At 61.2% G+C, this 17,937-nt stretch carries 9 protein-coding genes and 2 pseudogenes; 4 read left to right on the forward strand and 7 right to left on the reverse strand.

Translation table 11 applies throughout. The features are described 5' to 3' along the window. Nucleotides 1–19: 19 nt before the first annotated feature. From F0Q04_RS10835 to F0Q04_RS10855, 5 genes are all read right to left on the reverse strand, one after another. Nucleotides 20–706 (reverse strand): chemotaxis protein CheW, encoded by a 687-nt coding sequence (locus tag F0Q04_RS10835; protein WP_182345409.1) that lies wholly within the window; start codon nt 704–706, stop codon nt 20–22. Beyond that, complete coding sequence (locus F0Q04_RS10840) at nt 690–1,949, reverse strand: CheR family methyltransferase (RefSeq protein WP_182345410.1); 1,260 nt, start codon at nt 1,947–1,949, stop codon at nt 690–692. The genes F0Q04_RS10835 and F0Q04_RS10840 overlap by 17 nt, the downstream gene beginning before the upstream one ends. Beyond that, a complete protein-coding gene (locus F0Q04_RS10845; RefSeq protein WP_182345411.1) occupies nt 1,946–2,428 on the reverse strand; it encodes a chemotaxis protein CheW in 483 nt (160 codons plus the stop codon). Before F0Q04_RS10845 ends, F0Q04_RS10840 begins: the two co-directional genes overlap by 4 nt. 2 nt (nt 2,429–2,430) lie before the next feature. Beyond that, on the reverse strand, nt 2,431–4,068 hold the full coding sequence (locus tag F0Q04_RS10850; RefSeq protein WP_182345412.1) for a methyl-accepting chemotaxis protein: 1,638 nt from the start codon (nt 4,066–4,068) through the stop codon (nt 2,431–2,433). A gap of 594 nt (nt 4,069–4,662) precedes the next feature. Then, complete coding sequence (locus F0Q04_RS10855; protein ID WP_232539594.1) at nt 4,663–5,184, reverse strand: hypothetical protein; 522 nt, start codon at nt 5,182–5,184, stop codon at nt 4,663–4,665. 224 nt (nt 5,185–5,408) lie between these two features. On the opposite strand from F0Q04_RS10855, the pseudogene F0Q04_RS10860 reads away from it, so the two are divergent. Next, nucleotides 5,409–6,767: pseudogene (locus tag F0Q04_RS10860) on the forward strand (TonB-dependent siderophore receptor). A gap of 232 nt (nt 6,768–6,999) precedes the next feature. Here the strand turns inward: F0Q04_RS10860 and F0Q04_RS10865 are convergent. Then, entirely contained in the window at nt 7,000–7,332 is a 333-nt protein-coding gene (locus F0Q04_RS10865; RefSeq protein ID WP_165841148.1) for an excalibur calcium-binding domain-containing protein, read from the reverse strand. 1,006 nt (nt 7,333–8,338) lie between these two features. Here F0Q04_RS10865 and F0Q04_RS24320 point away from each other — a divergent pair. Further along, a pseudogene (locus F0Q04_RS24320) lies at nt 8,339–8,692 on the forward strand (hypothetical protein); the annotation flags it as partial. After that, nucleotides 8,693–11,488, forward strand: a complete 2,796-nt coding sequence (locus tag F0Q04_RS10870; RefSeq protein ID WP_232539600.1) for a DUF5979 domain-containing protein — start codon at nt 8,693–8,695, stop codon at nt 11,486–11,488. It begins immediately after the preceding pseudogene. Nucleotides 11,489–11,631: 143 nt separating this feature from the next. Here F0Q04_RS10870 and F0Q04_RS10875 read toward each other — a convergent pair whose 3' ends face one another. Next, complete coding sequence (locus tag F0Q04_RS10875; RefSeq protein ID WP_116925160.1) at nt 11,632–12,654, reverse strand: DNA topoisomerase IB; 1,023 nt, start codon at nt 12,652–12,654, stop codon at nt 11,632–11,634. 1,092 nt (nt 12,655–13,746) lie between these two features. Here F0Q04_RS10875 and F0Q04_RS10880 point away from each other — a divergent pair. Further along, complete coding sequence (locus F0Q04_RS10880; protein ID WP_182345415.1) at nt 13,747–17,691, forward strand: IPTL-CTERM sorting domain-containing protein; 3,945 nt, start codon at nt 13,747–13,749, stop codon at nt 17,689–17,691. Nucleotides 17,692–17,937: the final 246 nt, after the last annotated feature.

Raw genomic sequence — 17,937 nt, forward strand, 5'->3', positions numbered from 1 at the left:
AGCGGTGTTGCTTGTTGGATCATCTAAGGCTCCTGGACAAGGCTTGCAACAGGCGATCAGCATGGAGCACCGTGATGCTGTGCTGCCGCCACTGCATCACCGAAGAGGCTAACTGGCTGACCGCAAGGCCACTGGCATGACCCGTCTTTTGCAGCTTGGCAAGTGGAATCGCGTATATGCCCTCCACCGTCTGAACCTCCGTCACCAGTGGGCCACCAGGTGTGTCCAGTATCAGCATGTGGGGGCGGTCTTGCGGCGTGGTCTCGGTGGTCAGGCCCAATACCAGGTCAAGCGCCATACAGGGAACCAAGGTTCCCCGTACATTGCACAGTCCACGCAGTGAACGGTTGCGGGGGTAAGGCAGTCCGTGAACGGGCACGGGCAACGATACTTCTAGCAAAAGCGTTGAAGGCAGAGCCAACCAGTTTTGCCCAATGCGAAAGATCAGGACCGACAGTGTCTGGCCATCAGCCAGCGGGTCAGGTTGCTGATTCTCCGCGAACGAAGCCTCGTCCACCGTCTCCAGATCCAGCTCATGCCGATCGAGCAGCAGAGCGGCAGCCTCGGCATAGCGTTCGCAGTTATGGCAATGAACATGCTGGAGCAGCCTCTCGCAGGAGCGGTCGCCGCGAACACCAATGCGCTGCCAGCAGGCGTCAATAGCTGGGGGCTCTAGCGGGATATGGCGATCAGGACTTGCCGGCATCTTGGGTTTCTCTCTGCTTCAGCCGTTGCTGTAATCGTGCCGCACCGCTGTGGTCGCCTTGTGTCACCAGCAGGGCTGCCAGGTGTGCCAGGGCTCGGGTGTGGTAGGGCTCAAGGTAAAGCGCTTTGCGGTAGTGGCGCAGGGCAGCCTCGGCCTGGCCCGCACCGTCACATATCAAACCCCACCAGAAAAACAACTCGGCGGTCGGCCCATGCTGGGTCAACTGCTGTGCGCAGGCAGTGAGCGCCTCTGCGCTGCGTCCTGCATTGGCGAGCTCGGTGATTTTGCGCAGTCCAGCCGCTGCATCTCCCGTTGGCGGCGATTCACTTTTGGCAGCTGGTGAAGGCGCCATGCGGCGTACGGCCGAAATGGCACGCAATGGCAAAGGCGAAGGCGCGCGCGGCGTGACCGCCGCAGGCAATATGGGGCGCGCTGGCACTGGGGGGCATGGCAGGGTGCGGCGGCGGAACGCGAAACTGTGTGCGGCATCCAGCGATTCGAAGCCTTGTTGGCTTAGAACGCCTGCTTCGGCTGGCCCAGTGAACAGCAGTCCGTCGGCGCGCAGCCAGCGTTTGAGATTGGTCAGCGCCCGCAACTGCGTAGGTCGGTCAAAGTAGATCAGCAGATTGCGACAAAATACGATGTCGTAGTCCGTCAGCGAAGGCGGCATGGTGCTGCCGAGTATGTTCCCACACTGAAAGCGCACCACGGCGCGTAGCCTCTCATCGATGCGGTGGGAGCCATCCGCCTCACGTTGAAAATACCGCTCGCGGATGCCTGGATCATCGCCGCGAAAGGCATTCACGCCATATTGGCCAATGGTCGCATGCTCTATGACGCGCTGACTGATGTCCAGCGCATCAATCTGAAATTCGTGCGCTGCAAAATCGGCATCGAACATGGCGATTGCCATGGAGTAGGGCTCTTCTCCGCTGGAGCATGGCAAGCTGAGCAAGCGCAAAGGTTGCCCTACAGGGAGCCGGCGTTGTAGCGCTCGCGCTTGGGTGGTCAACAGCGAGAACGATTCAGGGTAGCGAAAAAACCAGGTCTCAGGAACCACCATGGCTTCGATCAGTGCGCGTTGCTCTGTCTGCGATTGGCGGATATGGCTCCAGTAGGCTTCTTCATCCATGGAGTTGGCCTTCAACCGTTGCCGCAGCGCACGCTCGACTGCCCCTCGGCCCAGCGTACTCGCGTCGAGTCCGATAAGCGATCGCAAGAGTTGTTCCAGTCGTTCAATCATGCTAGCTTGCCCTGGGGCGGGAACAGCAACCGGACCATATCCGGTGGCAACAGCCCTTCAATGGAGATGTGCTGAATCATGTCGCCCAAGCCTTGCGCCTGAACGGCGCCCAGGTAGGCGCCTCCTGCATCCAGCCCCGTCGGCTGTTGTGCGGGGCTAGGCAGGCGCATCACCTGATTGGCCTTCTCAAGGATCAAGCCAAGGGATTGGGTCGACGAATAGTGCAGCAGCACCATGCGGGTGTTGATGCTATGCCGAGCCTTTTGCCCAAATACACGCTGGCAAAGATCCAGTACTGGAATGATCTCCCCGTGGTAGGACAGCAAACCAGCCACCCAGGCGGGGGCCTCCGGCACATGCTTGAGCCTTTGCAGGGGCATGATTTTGCGAACCACGCTGGCAGGCAAGGCGTAACGATCGGCGCCCAGGTTGAACAGCAGGTGCAGCGGTGCGGGCTCCGTTGCTGGGGTCAATGCCACGATTAAACCTTGAAGCGGCTCACCCCGCTGCGCAGATTGTTGGCGACATCGCTCATGTTCTCAACTGCCATGCCGGCCTGGTGCAGTGACTCTACGGTTTGGCCACTGGCTTCGGTGAGTTGGCTCAAGGCCTGCTCAATTTGCTCGGCCCCGCTGGACTGAGTTTGCATGCCTTCACTGACCTGTTGCATCTGCGGGGCCAAAACCTGAATTTCGTGGATGATCTGTGACAGCTGGTCGCCAACTTGGGACATTTCAGTATTGCCGCGGCGCATCTCTTCGGAGAATTTTTCCATCCCCATTACGCCTGCGGACACGGCAGACTGAATTTCGCGCACCATCTGTTCAATATCGTAGGTGGCAACCGCAGTCTGGTCCGCCAGACGGCGTACTTCAGTGGCTACTACGCCAAATCCGCGGCCATATTCGCCCGCTTTCTCGGCTTCGATCGCAGCATTGAGAGACAGCAGATTGGTTTGGTCAGCGACTTTGACGATGGTGGTAACGACTTGATTGATGCCGCCAGCCTTTTCGTTAAGCAAGGCGAGTTTGGCGTTGACCATTTCGGAGGCACTGGTCAACTCCTGCATCACCTCGGCCATGCGTACTACGCCTCGGTGGCCCGACCCGGCCAGCGCTGCAGTTTGCTCGGAGTGGGCCGAGACATCACCCATGGTGCGCACCAGCTCCCGAGAGGTCGCGGCAATCTGGCGCGAAGTTGCGCCAATTTCGCTGGTGGTCGCAGCCGTTTCCGTGACGGTAGCTTGTTGTTGCTTGGTGGTTGCAGCGATCTCAGTGATGGACGTTGTCAGCTGAACCGATGAACGCTGCGCTTGTACCACCAGTTCGCGAAGCGAGGTGACCATGCCGTTGAAGCCTGCCTCAATGGCAGCGAATTCATCGCTACGGTTCAGACTGAGCTTGCTCGAAAGGTCGCCCGTACCCAGCGTTTTCATGGCCGCCAAGGTTGCTTGAATAGGACGTAGTATCGAGCGGTGCAAGAGCAGGCCGCAAATGATGGCCAGCACCAGAGCCAGCACCAGCGCACTGACTGCCAAGCGCTTGTTGGAGCTTGCGATTTCTTGAATCGTCTGCATGTCCTCCTCCACGGCATGTTGGTTCAAGTCAACGATGCGGCTGACCTGCTCCTGCGCCTTGCGCCATTGCGGCAGCATTTGCCCGCTGCGCAACTGCGCAGCTTCAGCGACCTGACCACGCTCCAATATTTCAACCAGCAGATGCGTATTTTTCTGATACGCCTCACGTGTACGCGCGAACTCCGCGGTCGCATCGCGATCTTCCTGGCGGGTGATGGTGTTGAGGTATTTGGCGTAAACCTTGTCCAAACTGGCTTCGATCGCGCTCAACTGCGCCTTGTTTTCGGCGAGCACGTCGCTGCTGCGACCGGCATTCGCCTCCGCATCCCGAAGTAGGTTGAGCGTCTGGTAAAAATGGAGGGTCAAATCCTGGCGCATCTGGCCAGCGAATCCCATGCCCGCGAGGTCGGAGGAGAGAACGTCGGCAGCCCGCTCATGGTTCGAATCCGCACGCATATAAAAGATGGCGGACATCCCGAACATCACCGCAATAATTAGTGCAAAGCTGGCGGATATCCGCTGGCTGACCGTTAGGCCCATCATCGTATGTCTTTCTATAGAACGTACTCAAATTGTATTGCCTTGTGAACTCCAAATCACATTTAATTACTGGGCATGCTGGTGCTGCCGAGCGCTGTTTGAGGCTGAAATCCAGCTAGGTCGTTGCGCTGCGCAGGCCGTTCTCCTCTCTGTAGATCCTTCGTAATCTCGCGAGAGTGCAAGCCAAAAATCCCTCTGCTTAATTGTTCTTTGTTCGCCTCAAATCTATAAAACAGGCGCAACGGATATGCGGCAAGCTATGGGATAGATGGTAGGTCGATGATGGTATCTATCGCGCGGATCTGGTGATTGGCTGGCACCAGCAGTTCTGGCCTGACCAGGGGCCGTCCAGCAGAAGCCCATTGAGTCCCCAAGGACCCTGCTGGCGTTGTGCAGACGCTCCAAGCGGTGTGTGTACGCATTGTTCCTTCAGCGTTGGGGTCACGCGTTCGACCATGCCGTTTTGCTGCTCTTGAGCCTCGTCCATCCACCTTGAAAAACATGGGCATGTTTTTGCCCGAAGCCCGGATCGGATGGCAAACCATGACTCTAGGTGGCTCGGTAGGTGACATGGGGGACATGGGCGTGCGTTCGCATTCAAGCCCGCAACGCAGTGCCCACGCTATGCAAATCCTGGCTGCACTGCCGCAAATGCGCCTGCATCTGCGCGACTGGCAGCACCATCGGCTCCAGTGCATGGCTGCAGGTATCGACCGCCGCAGCCAAAGCCACCTCTAGCTGCTCGCGCACAGCATTTTGCAAAGTCGCGTAAAGGGCATCAGGGCCCACAGTAGCCGGTGGCAACCCCAGGGTCGCTGGTTCTGCTTGCAGCGCAGGCAGTGCATAGCCACCGAGATGGCTGCGCAGCTGTTCCCTAATCTCACCTCGCACCAGCGCGGCAACCTCGGCAGACAGCACGTGCAACCGGTCCGCATACAGATCCAGCAACCCCGGCAGTGCCGGGATGGTCTGGCGCCATGCGGCGCGCAGCATCGCTGCCTTGCTGTGTTGCAGGCGCTCCTGCTCTTGGTCCAAAGCCACCTGCAAGCGCTGCAGCTGGGGCAGCAGTTCCGTATCGATGGCGCATTGCACGTTCTCTTCCAGGTGGTGCAGCAGCACCTCGGCTGGCTTGCGCTGTTGGTAGGCCTGGGCGGGGGCCAGTACCTTGGCGATGGCGGTGTAGAGGCGCAGCAGGCCGCATCCGGGGCCGTACGGTGCTGAGCTACCAAAAGGGCTACTCCTACTTTGACTACATCAGCCAGGAAAAGCCTTCGCTCTACGGTGTGCTGGAGGCCGACCTGACGGCCGACACCTTGCTGACCGTGGGCCGCTCCTACGGCAAGGTGCGGCAGAAGGGCGACTATGCCGGCCTGCCACGCTTTGCCGATGGCCGCAGCCTGGGCCTGCCGCGCAGCACGGCCTTCTCCAACCCCTGGGCCTACTTCCACTACGAGAACGACGAGATGTTTGCCCAGCTGGAGCACCGTTTTGACAACCACTGGAAGCTCAAGCTCAACGCCACCCATGCGCGCACCGAGCAGCAGCGCCGCTGGAGCACCTTGTCCGGCGCAGTAGACCCGCAAACCCTGGCCGGGCCGGTGTGGCGCGGCGGTGTGCTGGACTCGTCCAACACCCAGGACATGGTGGATCTGAACCTGAGCGGCCCGTTCTCGCTGCTGGGCCGCAGCCATGAGCTGCTCATCGGGGCTGATTGGCAGCGGGTGCGCAGCCGCTGGCAGAACATGAGCTATACCGACAGCGGCACGGTGGGCGGCATTGTGTTTGATATTCAGCCCTGGAACCCGGCATTTGACCAGTTCAACCTGAACCTCAGCGAGCGCTACGGCCCCTGGGGCCAGGAGCAGCTGGGCGCCTATGGCGTTGTGCGGCTGCACCCGAGCAACAAGCTGCATATGATTGCTGGCGCCCGCATGGCGCGCTATGAGTTCACGCAGACCATGTCCGACATCATCGACACCGCTGGCAACACCAGCCCCTGGTCCGCCAAATCGTTCAAGGAAAGCGCCAAGCTCACGCCCTATGGCGGTGTGATCTATGACCTGCACCCGCATTGCTCGGCCTACGTCAGCTACTCGTCGATCTTCAAACCCCAGGCGCTCAACCTGGCGGGCCCGCAGCCGGGCACGCCGCTGAACCCCATCAAGGGCAAGAGCTATGACGCGGGGCTCAAAGGCGAGCTGATGGATGGGCGCATGAACGCGACCTTCAGCGTCTTCAACGTGGAGCGCACCGGCACTGCGGTGCTCGATGAACGCTAGTCGGAGAACTACAGCTTGTGGGGCGCGAGCTGCTGCTACCTGCCCCAGGGCAAGGTCAGCAGCCGGGGCTTTGATGTGGAAGTGGGGGGCGAGGTCTCCAGCGGCTGGCAGCTGGCGGCGGGCTATACCTTCAACCGGACGCGGGACAAGACCGAAGGCACGGTCTTCAGCAGCATCACGCTCAAGCATTTGTTCAAGCTGTCCACCGTCTATACCTTGCCGGGTGTTTTGTCGAAATGGCGCGTGGGCGGCAGTGGCCGTATCCAGAGCACGCAGTATGTGAGCGGCTCTGTCACCAACAGCAGCGGCGAGAGCCAGCCCTACAAGTTCACGCAGGACGGCTATGCGACCTGGGATCTGATGCTGCAGTACCGCTTTGACCCGACCTGGACTTTGAGTCCTGAACCTGAACAATGTCTTTGACAAGACCTACTACCAGACCGTCAGCTCGGTCTACAACGGCAATATGCAGGCGCTGCCACGCAATGCGATGCTGACCCTGAACGGCAAGTTCTAGGGATGCTATGCAAAACGCTCGCCAAGCGGGATGGACGTAGATCACCCGAGACCGCGTTCAGACTACGGCAGGAAGTTATGTAGAGGGTCCCTAAGCCATCAGCGATGGAAAAAAGAGCCTGCAGCGCAGGCTCTTGGTTTATGGTCTTTTGTTGACGTTGCAGAGCTGCCGCTCGCAGGGAATGCCATCGTTGTCGCCATCCATCTTGGTGTCGGGGCAGTTCTTCAGAAAAAACTTGGCCTCTTTGCACGATGTCATCTGCGAGCAGTGGGTGCGGCCATCGCATTTGAACAGTGGGTTCGGCGCACTGGGCGCTGCTGCTTCAGGTGCCTCGGGTGGCTCGGGCTCGGAGAGAACCGGCTCGGAATCCCGCATCGATGCGGCCTGCTGCTGCTCATAGCGGCTGTAGACCGTCCACGCGGCTAATGCGATCAGCAGATAGATGACAGGCCTGAACACGGTCTCCTCCATTTTTTGGATGTTAATGAGTGTAACAACTCCATCCAAAGCCGAGTCAAGCCAGGGGCGCGGGAAAGCACTTAGCTGCTTGTCCCGGCAACAGCATGCGGTTCCTTCCCGCTGCCAGTTCGGGCTCTGAGCAGGTGCCGCTCAACCATGCGGCACGCAGTGCCGCGCACAGCGTCCAGATCGTACAGGCGCTGGCGAACCCGGCAGGCCGAGCCCAGCGCCAGGTCAAAGGCGCTGACTGCCAACCTATCTAACTGGAGTTGGTGGTAGAGCTTGGGGCAGGGCGCCACCAGGTTGCCCATGCTGCGAATGTACCCGTGGCAGCGCTGGGCGCCCCGGCTTTCACCTTTGGCGCGGTATGCCGCCTGGGCCCTATCAAGCCGGTGGACTTGAGCGCAGGGGCTCCACTGCCAAGTGGCTATGGCTGGCGCAAGGGTTTTCCCTGGCACTGTTTTCAGTCATTGACATTTAGTTACACGACCGGGATATTAGCGGCCTCTGCCCACCATCGCAGCGCTGACGCTCGGCCCACAAAGGGCTTCCTGGTGCTTGGGCTGACTCTTCGACGCTGGATGGCCAGCGCGGAGGGTGGATGGTCGCTGCCGGGCAGCCACAGGTTCCGGCGCTGCGCCAAGTCAGTGCCAATCAACTTATCAGCAATCTAGATGTGATCAGAGATTGTTCACAGTCTCAATGTCGTGTTTGAAATAAAATAGATTTCTTTGATTAATTCATATATTTATTAGAATTTTTCAATTGTTTGCAATCGCAGGTTGGTTGGAGATTGACTTCCTCATGGCCCTTGGCTGTGGGTAAAGGCCATGGCAGAAGAAGCCGCAGAGAGCGGCTTCATGCGATTTTGTGGGTGGTTTTGGGTAAACGCATTAACTCATTTCTTGCAGTTAATGATGGGTTGACGTCCTTTGATAAATTCTTTTAAAGATTTTATATGTCATTTAATTCTATAAAGAAGAGAATATCCAATTTCTGCTTCTTGTTATTCTCTTTTATGCTTTTGCCGGCGTTTGCGCAGGCGCAAACAGCAGATCTGCAGATTACCAAGACAGGGCCGGTATCTGCCAATGGTGGGGATGGGTTTTTGTATGTGCTGACCATTGATAACAACGGTCCAGGTGCAGCGGGTGGGGCCAGTGTGGTCGATAGCTTGCCGCCCAATTTGAGCAATGTTGCCGCTGTCTGCGTGTCTGCCATCAACGGTGCGGCATGCCCAAGCTCCATGGTGATCGACGCCTCGGGTGTGACGGCCACCATTCCCAGCTTTCCGTCTTTAGGGCGGGTGATCATCAACATCGCCGGGAATTTCCCCAGCAGTGGCCCTTCGAGTATCACGAACTCTGCCCGCGTGGACACCCCTGTGGGGGTGACGGATCCCGATCTGGCCACCAATACCAGCGTGGTGAGTACCGCCATGTCCTATAAAACGGATCTGGCCGTGACCAAGACGCAAAGCAGCAATGTGTTTGCACCGGGTGTTCCCATCACCTATACGATGACGTTGCAAAACAATGGACCGGCCAGCGCTGATGGAGCCCATATTCAAGACAGTCTGACCAATTTCGCCAATTACAACTCAGGCCCACCGTATGACTACCTGACGATTGCCAATACCTTTGTCAGCTGTACCGCCTCGGGCGGAGCGGTGTGCCCGGCCAGCTCCAATTTCAATAGCCAGTCTGCTACTGGCATTGACTACGTGTTGTTCAATACCCCCGTGCCCAGCTTGCCCTCGGGAGGTTCGATCACCATCGTCTACACCATGACGCCGACCATTACCGGTGCGCAGCGTTGCGGCACGGGCGCGGGATTTTTGCAAAACGAGTTCCGGGCATCGGTGCCAGCGGGCATGACCGACTCTGATTACAACAACAATGCTGCGCAAGTCAGCATCTCCACACCGCAATCGCCCAACTGCCCGCAGTCGGATCTGGCCGTGACCAAGACGCAGAGCACGGACACCTTTACCTCGGGTGTCCCCGTGACCTACACGATGACCCTGGTGAACAACGGCCCCAATGCCGCCGATGGCACCAATATCCGTGATTCCATTACCAGTTTTGCCAACTACAACGCGGGCGCTCCCTACGATTACATGAATATCGAAGCCAGCTTTGTCGACTGCTCGGCTTCTGGCGGCGCGGTTTGCCCGGATGGCCCGAATTTCAACAATATCTCGGCGACAGGTATTGATTACAACCTGTTCAACACGACGGTGCCCAGCCTGCCTGCCGGAGGTGCGCTCACCATTGTCTATACGATGACGCCCACCATTGTGGGCACGCAGCGCTGCAGCTCGGGCGCAGGATTCATCCAGAATGAATTCCGTGCCACCTTGCCCAGCGGCATGACCGATAGCAATTACGACAACAATGCTTCGCAGGTGAGCATTCAAACGCCGCGCGCGCCCGATTGCCCGCAAACCGATCTGGAAGTCACCAAGACCCAAAGCAGCGACGTGTTTGTGGCAGGGCAGCCCATTACCTATACGATGACCTTGCTCAACCACGGCCCCAATGCGGTGGACCAGGTGCAGATCACCGATTCGATCACCAATTTCGCGAATTACACCTACGGCGCGCCTTACCAGTACATCAATACCAGCACGGCCTTTGTCAGCTGTACTGCGGCGGGAGGCGCGGTGTGCCCCGATGCATCGAATTTTGGCAATCAATCCCAAGCGGGTATTGATGTGATGCTGTTCAGCACCGCCGTTCCCAAGCTGCCGGTGGGAGGCGCGGTGACCGTGGTTTACACGATGACGCCAACGGCGCTCCCGGTTCCGTCTTGTGGCAACAGCGCGTCGAGCTTTATCCAGAACACGTTTTCTGCCTCCGTTCCCGCAGGCTATATCGATCTGGGTCCGGCCAGCAATTCGGCGAGCGTATCGCTGCCTGTCAGCTGTGCGGATATTTCCGTGAACAAGAAGGTGGACCCGGTAACCACCAGCGTGAGCGGCTCCACCGTGGTGTACACCATTGATGTGGCCAATGCCACGGGCTCTGCTGCGGCGAACAACGTGGCTTTCTCGGACCCTCTGCCCAGCGGCTTTGTCTACGGCAATGCGGTGTGCGCTGCCCAGACGCCAAATGCCATTTGTGGTGCGGTGAACTACGACGCGGCGAGCCACACGGTGACCAGCACCATCCCTGCGCTTCCCGAAGGCGGCATCGTGCGCTTTGTCATCACTGGAGCGGCCGGCAACACCGCGGGTACCTATGCGAATACGGCCTCTGCCGCTGTGGCGCCAGGGTGGCTGGACCCCGTGCCCTCGTCGAACAGCAGCACGGTGAACTTCCAGATCTTCAATACCAGCTCGCCCATCACCGTCACGAAGAAGGTGCAAGGCTTGCCTGCTGCAGGCATGCCCGCAGCGATGACCTTTACCGGCACCATCACCTGCGGCGCGCAGGCACCGCAGACATGGTCGGCCACCGTTGCCGCTGGCGCCTTGAGCGCGGACAGCGCGGCACTGACTTTCTATGACAAGGACAGCTGTACGGTGACCGAAGATACGCCGCCCGCAGCGCCCAATGGCTACACCTGGGTGGGGACGGCGACCATTGCCCCGAACCCTACCAATGTGTTGGGGCCGGCGACGCCCCTGACGGTGGTGGTGACCAATACCCTGGCTGCACTGCCGCCTGGCAAGGTAACGATCGCCAAGCTGGCGCAAACCGCAACGGGTACCCCTGCCACGGGAACCGCCAGCTTCAGCTTTGCCGGCACCGGCACGGGTGTGCCCGCCACCATGGCGGTGGCGACCCAGGCTGGCTCCGGTAGCCAGACCATCGACAACCTGGCAGCCGACCAAAGCTACACCTGGACGGAAGGTGTTCTCTCCGGTTGGAAGCTCGCCAGCATTCAATGCACCGACCAAAATGGCGCCCCGCCGAAGAGCACGATCACCACCGATGTAGCCACGCGGCAACTGAGCGTTGCCCTGGTATCGGCCGAGGAGCTGGTTTGCACCTTTACCAACCGCCAAACAGAGACGTCCGATGGTGGCCCCACTGATCCCAATGGCCCGGGTACTCCTCAGCTCAAGAAAGTGCCGACCCTCGATCCATCCAAGCTGGTGCTGATGATGCTGGCAGTTGCAGCCATGGGCATGGCGGGCCTGCGCCGCGCACAACGACGCTGATCCGATTGCGCCAGGCATTGGGCCGCAACGCCGATATCGTGGAGATATCGGCGTTTTTTCTTTGTGCCAGGATTGGCGCCAGGCATCCGCATGCACGCTGCAGCAGCTGCCCAATGCGCTAAAGGAGAAGGCCCAAAGCCGTTTTATGGTTTGCGCCGCCGCTTGCCAGTCGCCAAAAACGCCATCAGCGTGCGCTCGGCCTCGCGCAATCCCGCGCTGCCGCGCAGCTTGCCCGCATAGGCATCGCAGCGCGCGCCGCCCTCGGGACCTTCGCAGACCTCCATCACCAGGGGGTGAATGTAGTACTTGCGGCAGACCGCCACGGTATTGCCCAGGTGCTGGGCGACCTGGCGGACGATATCGGGTGCCGTCAGCGGCGCATCGCTGCTGCGCGACTGCAGCGCCAGCGACAAGGCCAGCACGCTGGCATGCCAGGTGCGAAAGTCCTTGGCGCTGAAGTCCTCACCGGCGATCTCGTGCAGATAGGCATTCACATGCTCGGAGCGCAGCTGCTTGCGCTCGCCCGCATCATCCACATACTGGAACAACCGCTGGCCCGGCAGGTCCTGGCAGCGCCGCACGATGCGCGCGACGCGCGGGTCCTCCAGCTCCACCTGCTGCTCCACGCCGCTCTTGCCTTTGAACGCCAGCCGGATGCGCGATGCGCGCATCGTCACATGGCGGTTGCGCAGGGTCGTCAGCCCAAACGAGCCGTTCTCGCGCGCATAGCTGTCGTTGCCAATGCGCAGCGCCGTGGTGTCCAGAAGGCGGACTACCGCTGCCGCCACCGAGGTCTGCGTGGTATCCCCCGCTTTCAGGTCGCGCTGGATGCGCCTTCGAATCAGACCCAGCTTGGCCGCAAAGGCCGCCATGCGCTCGAACTTGGTCTGCTTGCGCTGCTCCTGCCACAGCGGGTGGTAGCGGTACTGCTTGCGCCCCCGGGCATCGCGGCCCGTCGCCTGCAGGTGGCCCTGCGGATCGGGGCAGATCCACACATCGGTGTAGGCGGGGGGAATGACCAAGAGGCGTATGCGCTCGAGCTGGCGCGGGTTGCGGATGGTCTGCCCGCGCTGGTTTTGGTAGACAAACCCGTCGCCGCGCTGGATGCGCTGCCAGCCGGGCGAGGCATCGGTGACATAAGCCAAAGGCTTTTGGGGTTTGACCATGTGGTGCTGCTCTTGTGGTTTTGAGAAATGCGCTGAGCGCGTCGCAAAAGCGTAGTGGGGACCACGGCAGCCCGCTGTCAGCGCGGGGCTTGCGCAGGCCTCCTGTTTTGGCGCATCTGCGCCTCAGACGGGGCTGCTGCGCAGATGCGGGGTAGATGCCGCATGGCTGTGGTCTTGGCAAAGCCGGGGCAGCCGGGACCGTGCTCGGCGGAAAAGTTCAATGCGCTGGCACGGGCACTCTGTAAGCGGAAATCGCTTCGTTATGTAGTTTTTGTAACGCCGGATAGATTTCATCAAATAAATAGGTAGAGTTAATTTTTCAAAGAAAATTGAAGAAAACCAAATGCCAGAACGTTCTAGCAACCTGCAGGATTTGGCTGAAAGATTGGCAGCCTTGAGGGAAGAAGGGGCGGAGTTGCTGGCCCGCAGGCCGGCGCCGGGCACCAGCGACCATGCGCGTTTGTCTTCAATCGATGCCCAGATAGAGGCGTTGAGCCGGCAGCTGCAGCAGGGGGCGGGTCAACCTTGAGCCTTGGACTCACGCGCGGCATGTTGTGCAGGCTGCACCAAGGTACCGGCTCTTATGGGGCCTTCGGCAAGCGCCATCGCGCGGAGGCCAACCGCTATTTGCCCTTGCATGAGCAGAAGCGGATGGCAGCATGCCAGGCATCTGTTCTGTATTCTTCCGCTTGGGCCAAGCCACACGATCGGTGACGCAGAGTAGCTCTGGGAAGCCTGGCGGCTGGACGCTGATAAGCAAGCGGACTGCATTGGCTTTCACCCGAGCGCTGACCATCGCCCCAGTGCCGCGCATGGGCCTCGATAGTCCCCACATCTCCCCTGGGCAGGCCCTGAAAGCCCGCCACCCGCAGCCGAATCACTAATTTACGGGATGGCAAAACCGGCTTACCCCTTTAGTCTGCGCTCAAGACAAGACTGGGGGTAACTATGGTTAGTTTTGGCAACGCCGGTAACGTCGACAGGCGGGCGCAATGCGGGAGAGTTGGGCTGGCAACGACCCTTGAGCGCACAGCGCAGGCAAGGGCCGCCGGGAGCCGCTTGCGGCAGCTGATCTTGCTGGGCAGTTTGGCATTGGCATCTGCACTGCCACTGGCGGCCCAGGCCAAAACCTATGTGGTCAATGCCGTAACCAGCGCTACGGTGAATGCGTCCGGCTGCGGTGCAGGCAATAGTGGCACTTGCACCCTCGGCAATGCGATTTTGGCGCTCAATGCAGATGCAGACAGCAGCGTTGCGGCGCGCATCGAGTTTGACGCGGGCCTGTTTTCGTCTCCGCAGACGATTGCGGTGAGCCAATTGGCTCCTCGTTACAGCGTGGACATTGCGGGCCCGGGTGCGCATCTGCTGACCTTGAGGGGCAGCAGCTCGCAGACCATGTTTGTGATGAATGCCGGCCAAGGCGCCAGCGGTACCGGAAGTACCTTGGAGGTTCGTCTCGCTGGGCTGCGCATCAGTGGCGCGCGCCAAGGTATCAACAGCGCTGCCAAGCTCACGGTCGACAGCTGCTGGATCGATGGCAACACCAACACCAGCACGAGCAATGGTGGCGGTATCCTCAACCGCGGCAGCCTCAGCTTGCTCAACAGCACGGTGGCCAACAACACGGCCAGCAACGCGTCGTTTGGCTACGGCGGCGGCATCCAGAATGATCCGACTGCCACGGCGCTGCTGATTCACAACAGCACCATTGCCAATAACCGCGCCATCCGGGGGGGCGGCATCAACAGCAGCTCTGGCGGCAGCGTGGTCATCCATAACAGTACCATCAGCGCCAACCTGGCCACGACCGGTTTTGGTGGGGGCTTCTATAAGGAGGGCAGCAGCGCGCCGTTGGTGGTCAACTCCATCATCCGTGGCAATACAGCACCCTCCAACAGCTATCCGGATGTCGTCGGAGGGGCCTCTTTCCTAGTCCAGAACAGCCTGGTCAATACCGTTCGGCTGGAGGATGCGGTGCAAGTGAGCATGGCAACTTTGGGCGCCTATGGCGGCACCATGCCCACGATGCCGCCCCTGGCGGGCTCGCCGGCACTGGGCCTGGGCCGCTACGCAGCAGGCGAGCAGGCGCTCGACCAGATCGGCGCACCGCGCCCAGCCACCGTGGGTGCGGTGATTGATGCAGGTGCTGTGCAAGGCCAGGCCTATACCCTGACGCTTGCCAGCCCTTCGCCTTTCCCCAGCCAGGTGGCGCCGGGCGCGGCGTTGCCGGTGACGGTGGATGTGCAAAGCGGCGGGCAGCCTCTGGTGGCGGTTACGCCGGCCTTGCTTGCCAGCGCACATGCGGGCCTGACTTCCAGCGCCAGCTGCGCGCCAAGCAATGCCAGCGGCCAGGCTGCTTGCACGGTCAGCTTCACATTGCCCGGTGGCGTTCCGGTCGCGGGCGTCAGCCTCAGTGCCTACCTGGGCGCAGCCTCGGTCAGCAGCGCGGCCTTTACCGTTGCGGCCCAGCAGCTGGGCGGCTTCGGTATCAGCCTGCCAGCGCAAGTGGCTGCGGGCCAGGCGTTCAACATCACCGTCAACGCGCTCGATACCGATGGCCATGCGATGCCCAGCTACAGCGGCACCGTGCATTTCAGCAGCAGTGATGCCGGGGCACAGTTGCCCGCAGACGCCGCGCTCTCCGGCGGCGCGGGCAGTTTCAGCGCCACCTTGGCCGCCACGGGCAGCCAGCAGATCACGGTGGCAGATGCGCTGTCCAACCCAGTGGCCAAAGGCTCGGCCAGCACGCAGGTGCTCTTGCTGCCGCCCACCGTCACCAATCTGGCGCCCGCCGTGGCCGATGCCGCAGGCGGCACGGTGGTGACGGTGAACGGCAGCCACTTTAATGCCACGGCCCAAGTGCAATTTGCCGGCTTTACCTATATCCAGCCTTTCGATGTGACAGCCACGTCGCTCAGCTTTGTGGCGCCAGCCGGCGCGGGCGGCAGTGATGCAGCGGTACAGGTGTTTACCCAAGGCTGCTATGTGGCCCCGCCCAACACCCATTGCATGAGCCCCATCACGCCCGCCAGCGTGTTGCGTTTCTTTGCGGCCAGCTATGTGGTCAACAACGCTGGCGACAGCGATGGCAGCAACCCACAAGCCTGTGCCCAGGGCAATGCCAACACCTGCACCTTGCGCGATGCGGTGCTGCAGGCCAATATGCTGGGCGGCGCGCCCGTCATCGAGTTTGATGCCAGCGTGTTCAACCCCGCTGCGCCGCAGACCATCAGCTTGGCCCATGGCCAGATCAGCCTGGCTAAAAGCGTGGCCATCGAGGGCCCGGGCGCCGATGTGCTGACGGTCAGCGGCAATGGTGCCAGCCGTGTGCTGCAGATCGAGGCTGCCGCGCAGCCGGTGCGCCTGGCGGGCCTGCGCTTGGCGCAAGGCCGCTCCAACGGCGGCAGCGCGGTGCTCAACCATTCCACCGGCATGGTGCAGCTGCAAAACCTGGTGCTGGCGCAGAATGTGGCCGCAGCCGGGGGCTATAGCGGCGGCAATGACACGCTGGCCCAGGCGGGATCGGGTGGGGCGGTGTACTCGCATGGAACGGGTGCGTTGGAGATTGAAGGTTCCAGCTTCGACAGCAACAGTGCTGCGCAGCTGGGTGGCGGCCTGTTGGTGGCATCGGGCCACACCGCAAGCTTGCGCGGCAGCACCTGGGTGTCCAACCAAGGCGACTTGGGTGGCAGTGCGCTTGCCAACCTGGGCAGTGTGGCGCAAATCGAGAACAGCACCTTCAGCGCCAATGCCAGCCCGGATGCGGCCGGCCAAGGCGGCACCCTGTTCAGCCAGGGCCAGAGCCGTTTGGTGCTGGTGAACAGCACGCTGGCAGGCAATAGCAGCGGCGTTGCCGGTGGTATCAGTGGCGCAGCCGACGGTGGCAACACCCCCAGCCTGACGCTGGTGAACAGCATTGTGGCCGGCAACAGCGGCGGCGCTGGGCCAGCGGCTGATATCCGCAGCACAGGGCTGACCTTCGTTGATGGCGGTGGCAATGTCTTTACCCGGGACACATCTACGACCATCGACCCTGGGCTGGCACCGCTGGGCCACTACGGCGGCAACACGCAAACCCTGCTGGCGCTGCCCGGTTCGCGCAGCATTTGTGCGGGCGTGGCCAGCGCGGCTGGGGTGACCGTGCCGCCGCTGGACCAGCGCGGCGCCGCACGCCCCTATGCAGCCGACGGCCTGGTGTCCGCATCCTGCGTGGACGCCGGTGCCGTGCAAAGCCATTACGCGATGCAGTTCAGCGTGCAGCCATCAGCGGTGGCGCTGAACACGCCCATGCTGCCAGCGCCACAAGTCACATTGGAAGAAAACGGCCAGGCCTTTAACAGTACCAGCTACCCAGCCCTTGGCGCACTCGCCTCGCTGGGCAGCGTGCAGCTGGCCCAAGGCCCAGGCACGGGCCGCCTGGCCAAGCGGGTGTTGGCCACCACGCCGGTATCGGTAGACCTGGCAACTGCCACCGGCATTGCCGTGTTTGACGATCTGGAGTTTGCCCAAGCCGGTAGCCAGAGCCTCGTCGCCAGCCTGGCGCTCAACCCCAGCCTGGCCGAGCTGGCCCTGCTGCAAACCAGCAGCGCCAGCTTCGCCGTCGGCCAGTCCGCCGCGCAGGTCAGCCTGGAGGCCAGCCCGCAGCAAGTGCAGCAGGGCCAGGCGGTGACCTTGACCGCGACGGTGATCGGCAGCGCCCCTGGCGGCACCGTCACCTTCAGCGATGGCCCCACCGTGCTCTGCGGCGGCCCCGTGGCCCTTGCCACCGTGGGCGATACCGCCACTGCCCGCTGCACCACCACCGCGTTGGCGCAGGGTGAGCGCGCTATCACCGTGACCTACAGCGGCGATGCGAACAATGCGGGGGCCGTCGTGTTGACCCCGTCGCAGGTGGTGGTGACCGCGCCCCCAGGCAACGGCGGCGCCAATCCCATTGCGGTTCCTGCGCTGTCGGGTTGGGCGCTGGCCTTGCTGGCGGCGCTAGTGGGCGGGATGGGCCTGGTGGGGCGCCGTGTGGTGGCGCGCAAGCAGGACTGAAGGCCTTGGCTGTGATCAGCTTGCATGGCAGAGCATTGGAGTCATATTTTTTGATCAAACAGAGGCGAGAGGGCTGAGGGGCAGGCTAACGGTCCCTCGTTGCGCGGCTGGTCTGGCAGTTTTTTGCCAGATCCGCCGCAGCTGGTTTGGGAACTAATATTTTTTGCACCCACGACATGGGCTCGTTTGTTGACGCCTGAGAGTGACACCGCTCTTCACAGCGTGCTTGTGTACAGAGGTATTCCG

It is taken from the genome of Comamonas koreensis (assembly GCF_014076495.1).
GTDB lineage: Bacteria > Pseudomonadota > Gammaproteobacteria > Burkholderiales > Burkholderiaceae_C > Comamonas > Comamonas squillarum.

Bases quoted from the DNA above. Each gene is read 5' to 3' on its own strand.
- F0Q04_RS10835 (WP_182345409.1), bottom strand. From the start codon at position 706: ATGCCGGCAAGTCCTGATCGCCATATCCCGCTAGAGCCCCCAGCTATT.
- F0Q04_RS10840 (WP_182345410.1), bottom strand. From the start codon at position 1,949: ATGATTGAACGACTGGAACAACTCTTGCGATCGCTTATCGGACTCGAC.
- F0Q04_RS10850 (WP_182345412.1), bottom strand. From the start codon at position 4,068: ATGATGGGCCTAACGGTCAGCCAGCGGATATCCGCCAGCTTTGCACTA.
- F0Q04_RS10865 (WP_165841148.1), bottom strand. From the start codon at position 7,332: ATGGAGGAGACCGTGTTCAGGCCTGTCATCTATCTGCTGATCGCATTA.
- F0Q04_RS10875 (WP_116925160.1), bottom strand. From the start codon at position 12,654: ATGGTCAAACCCCAAAAGCCTTTGGCTTATGTCACCGATGCCTCGCCC.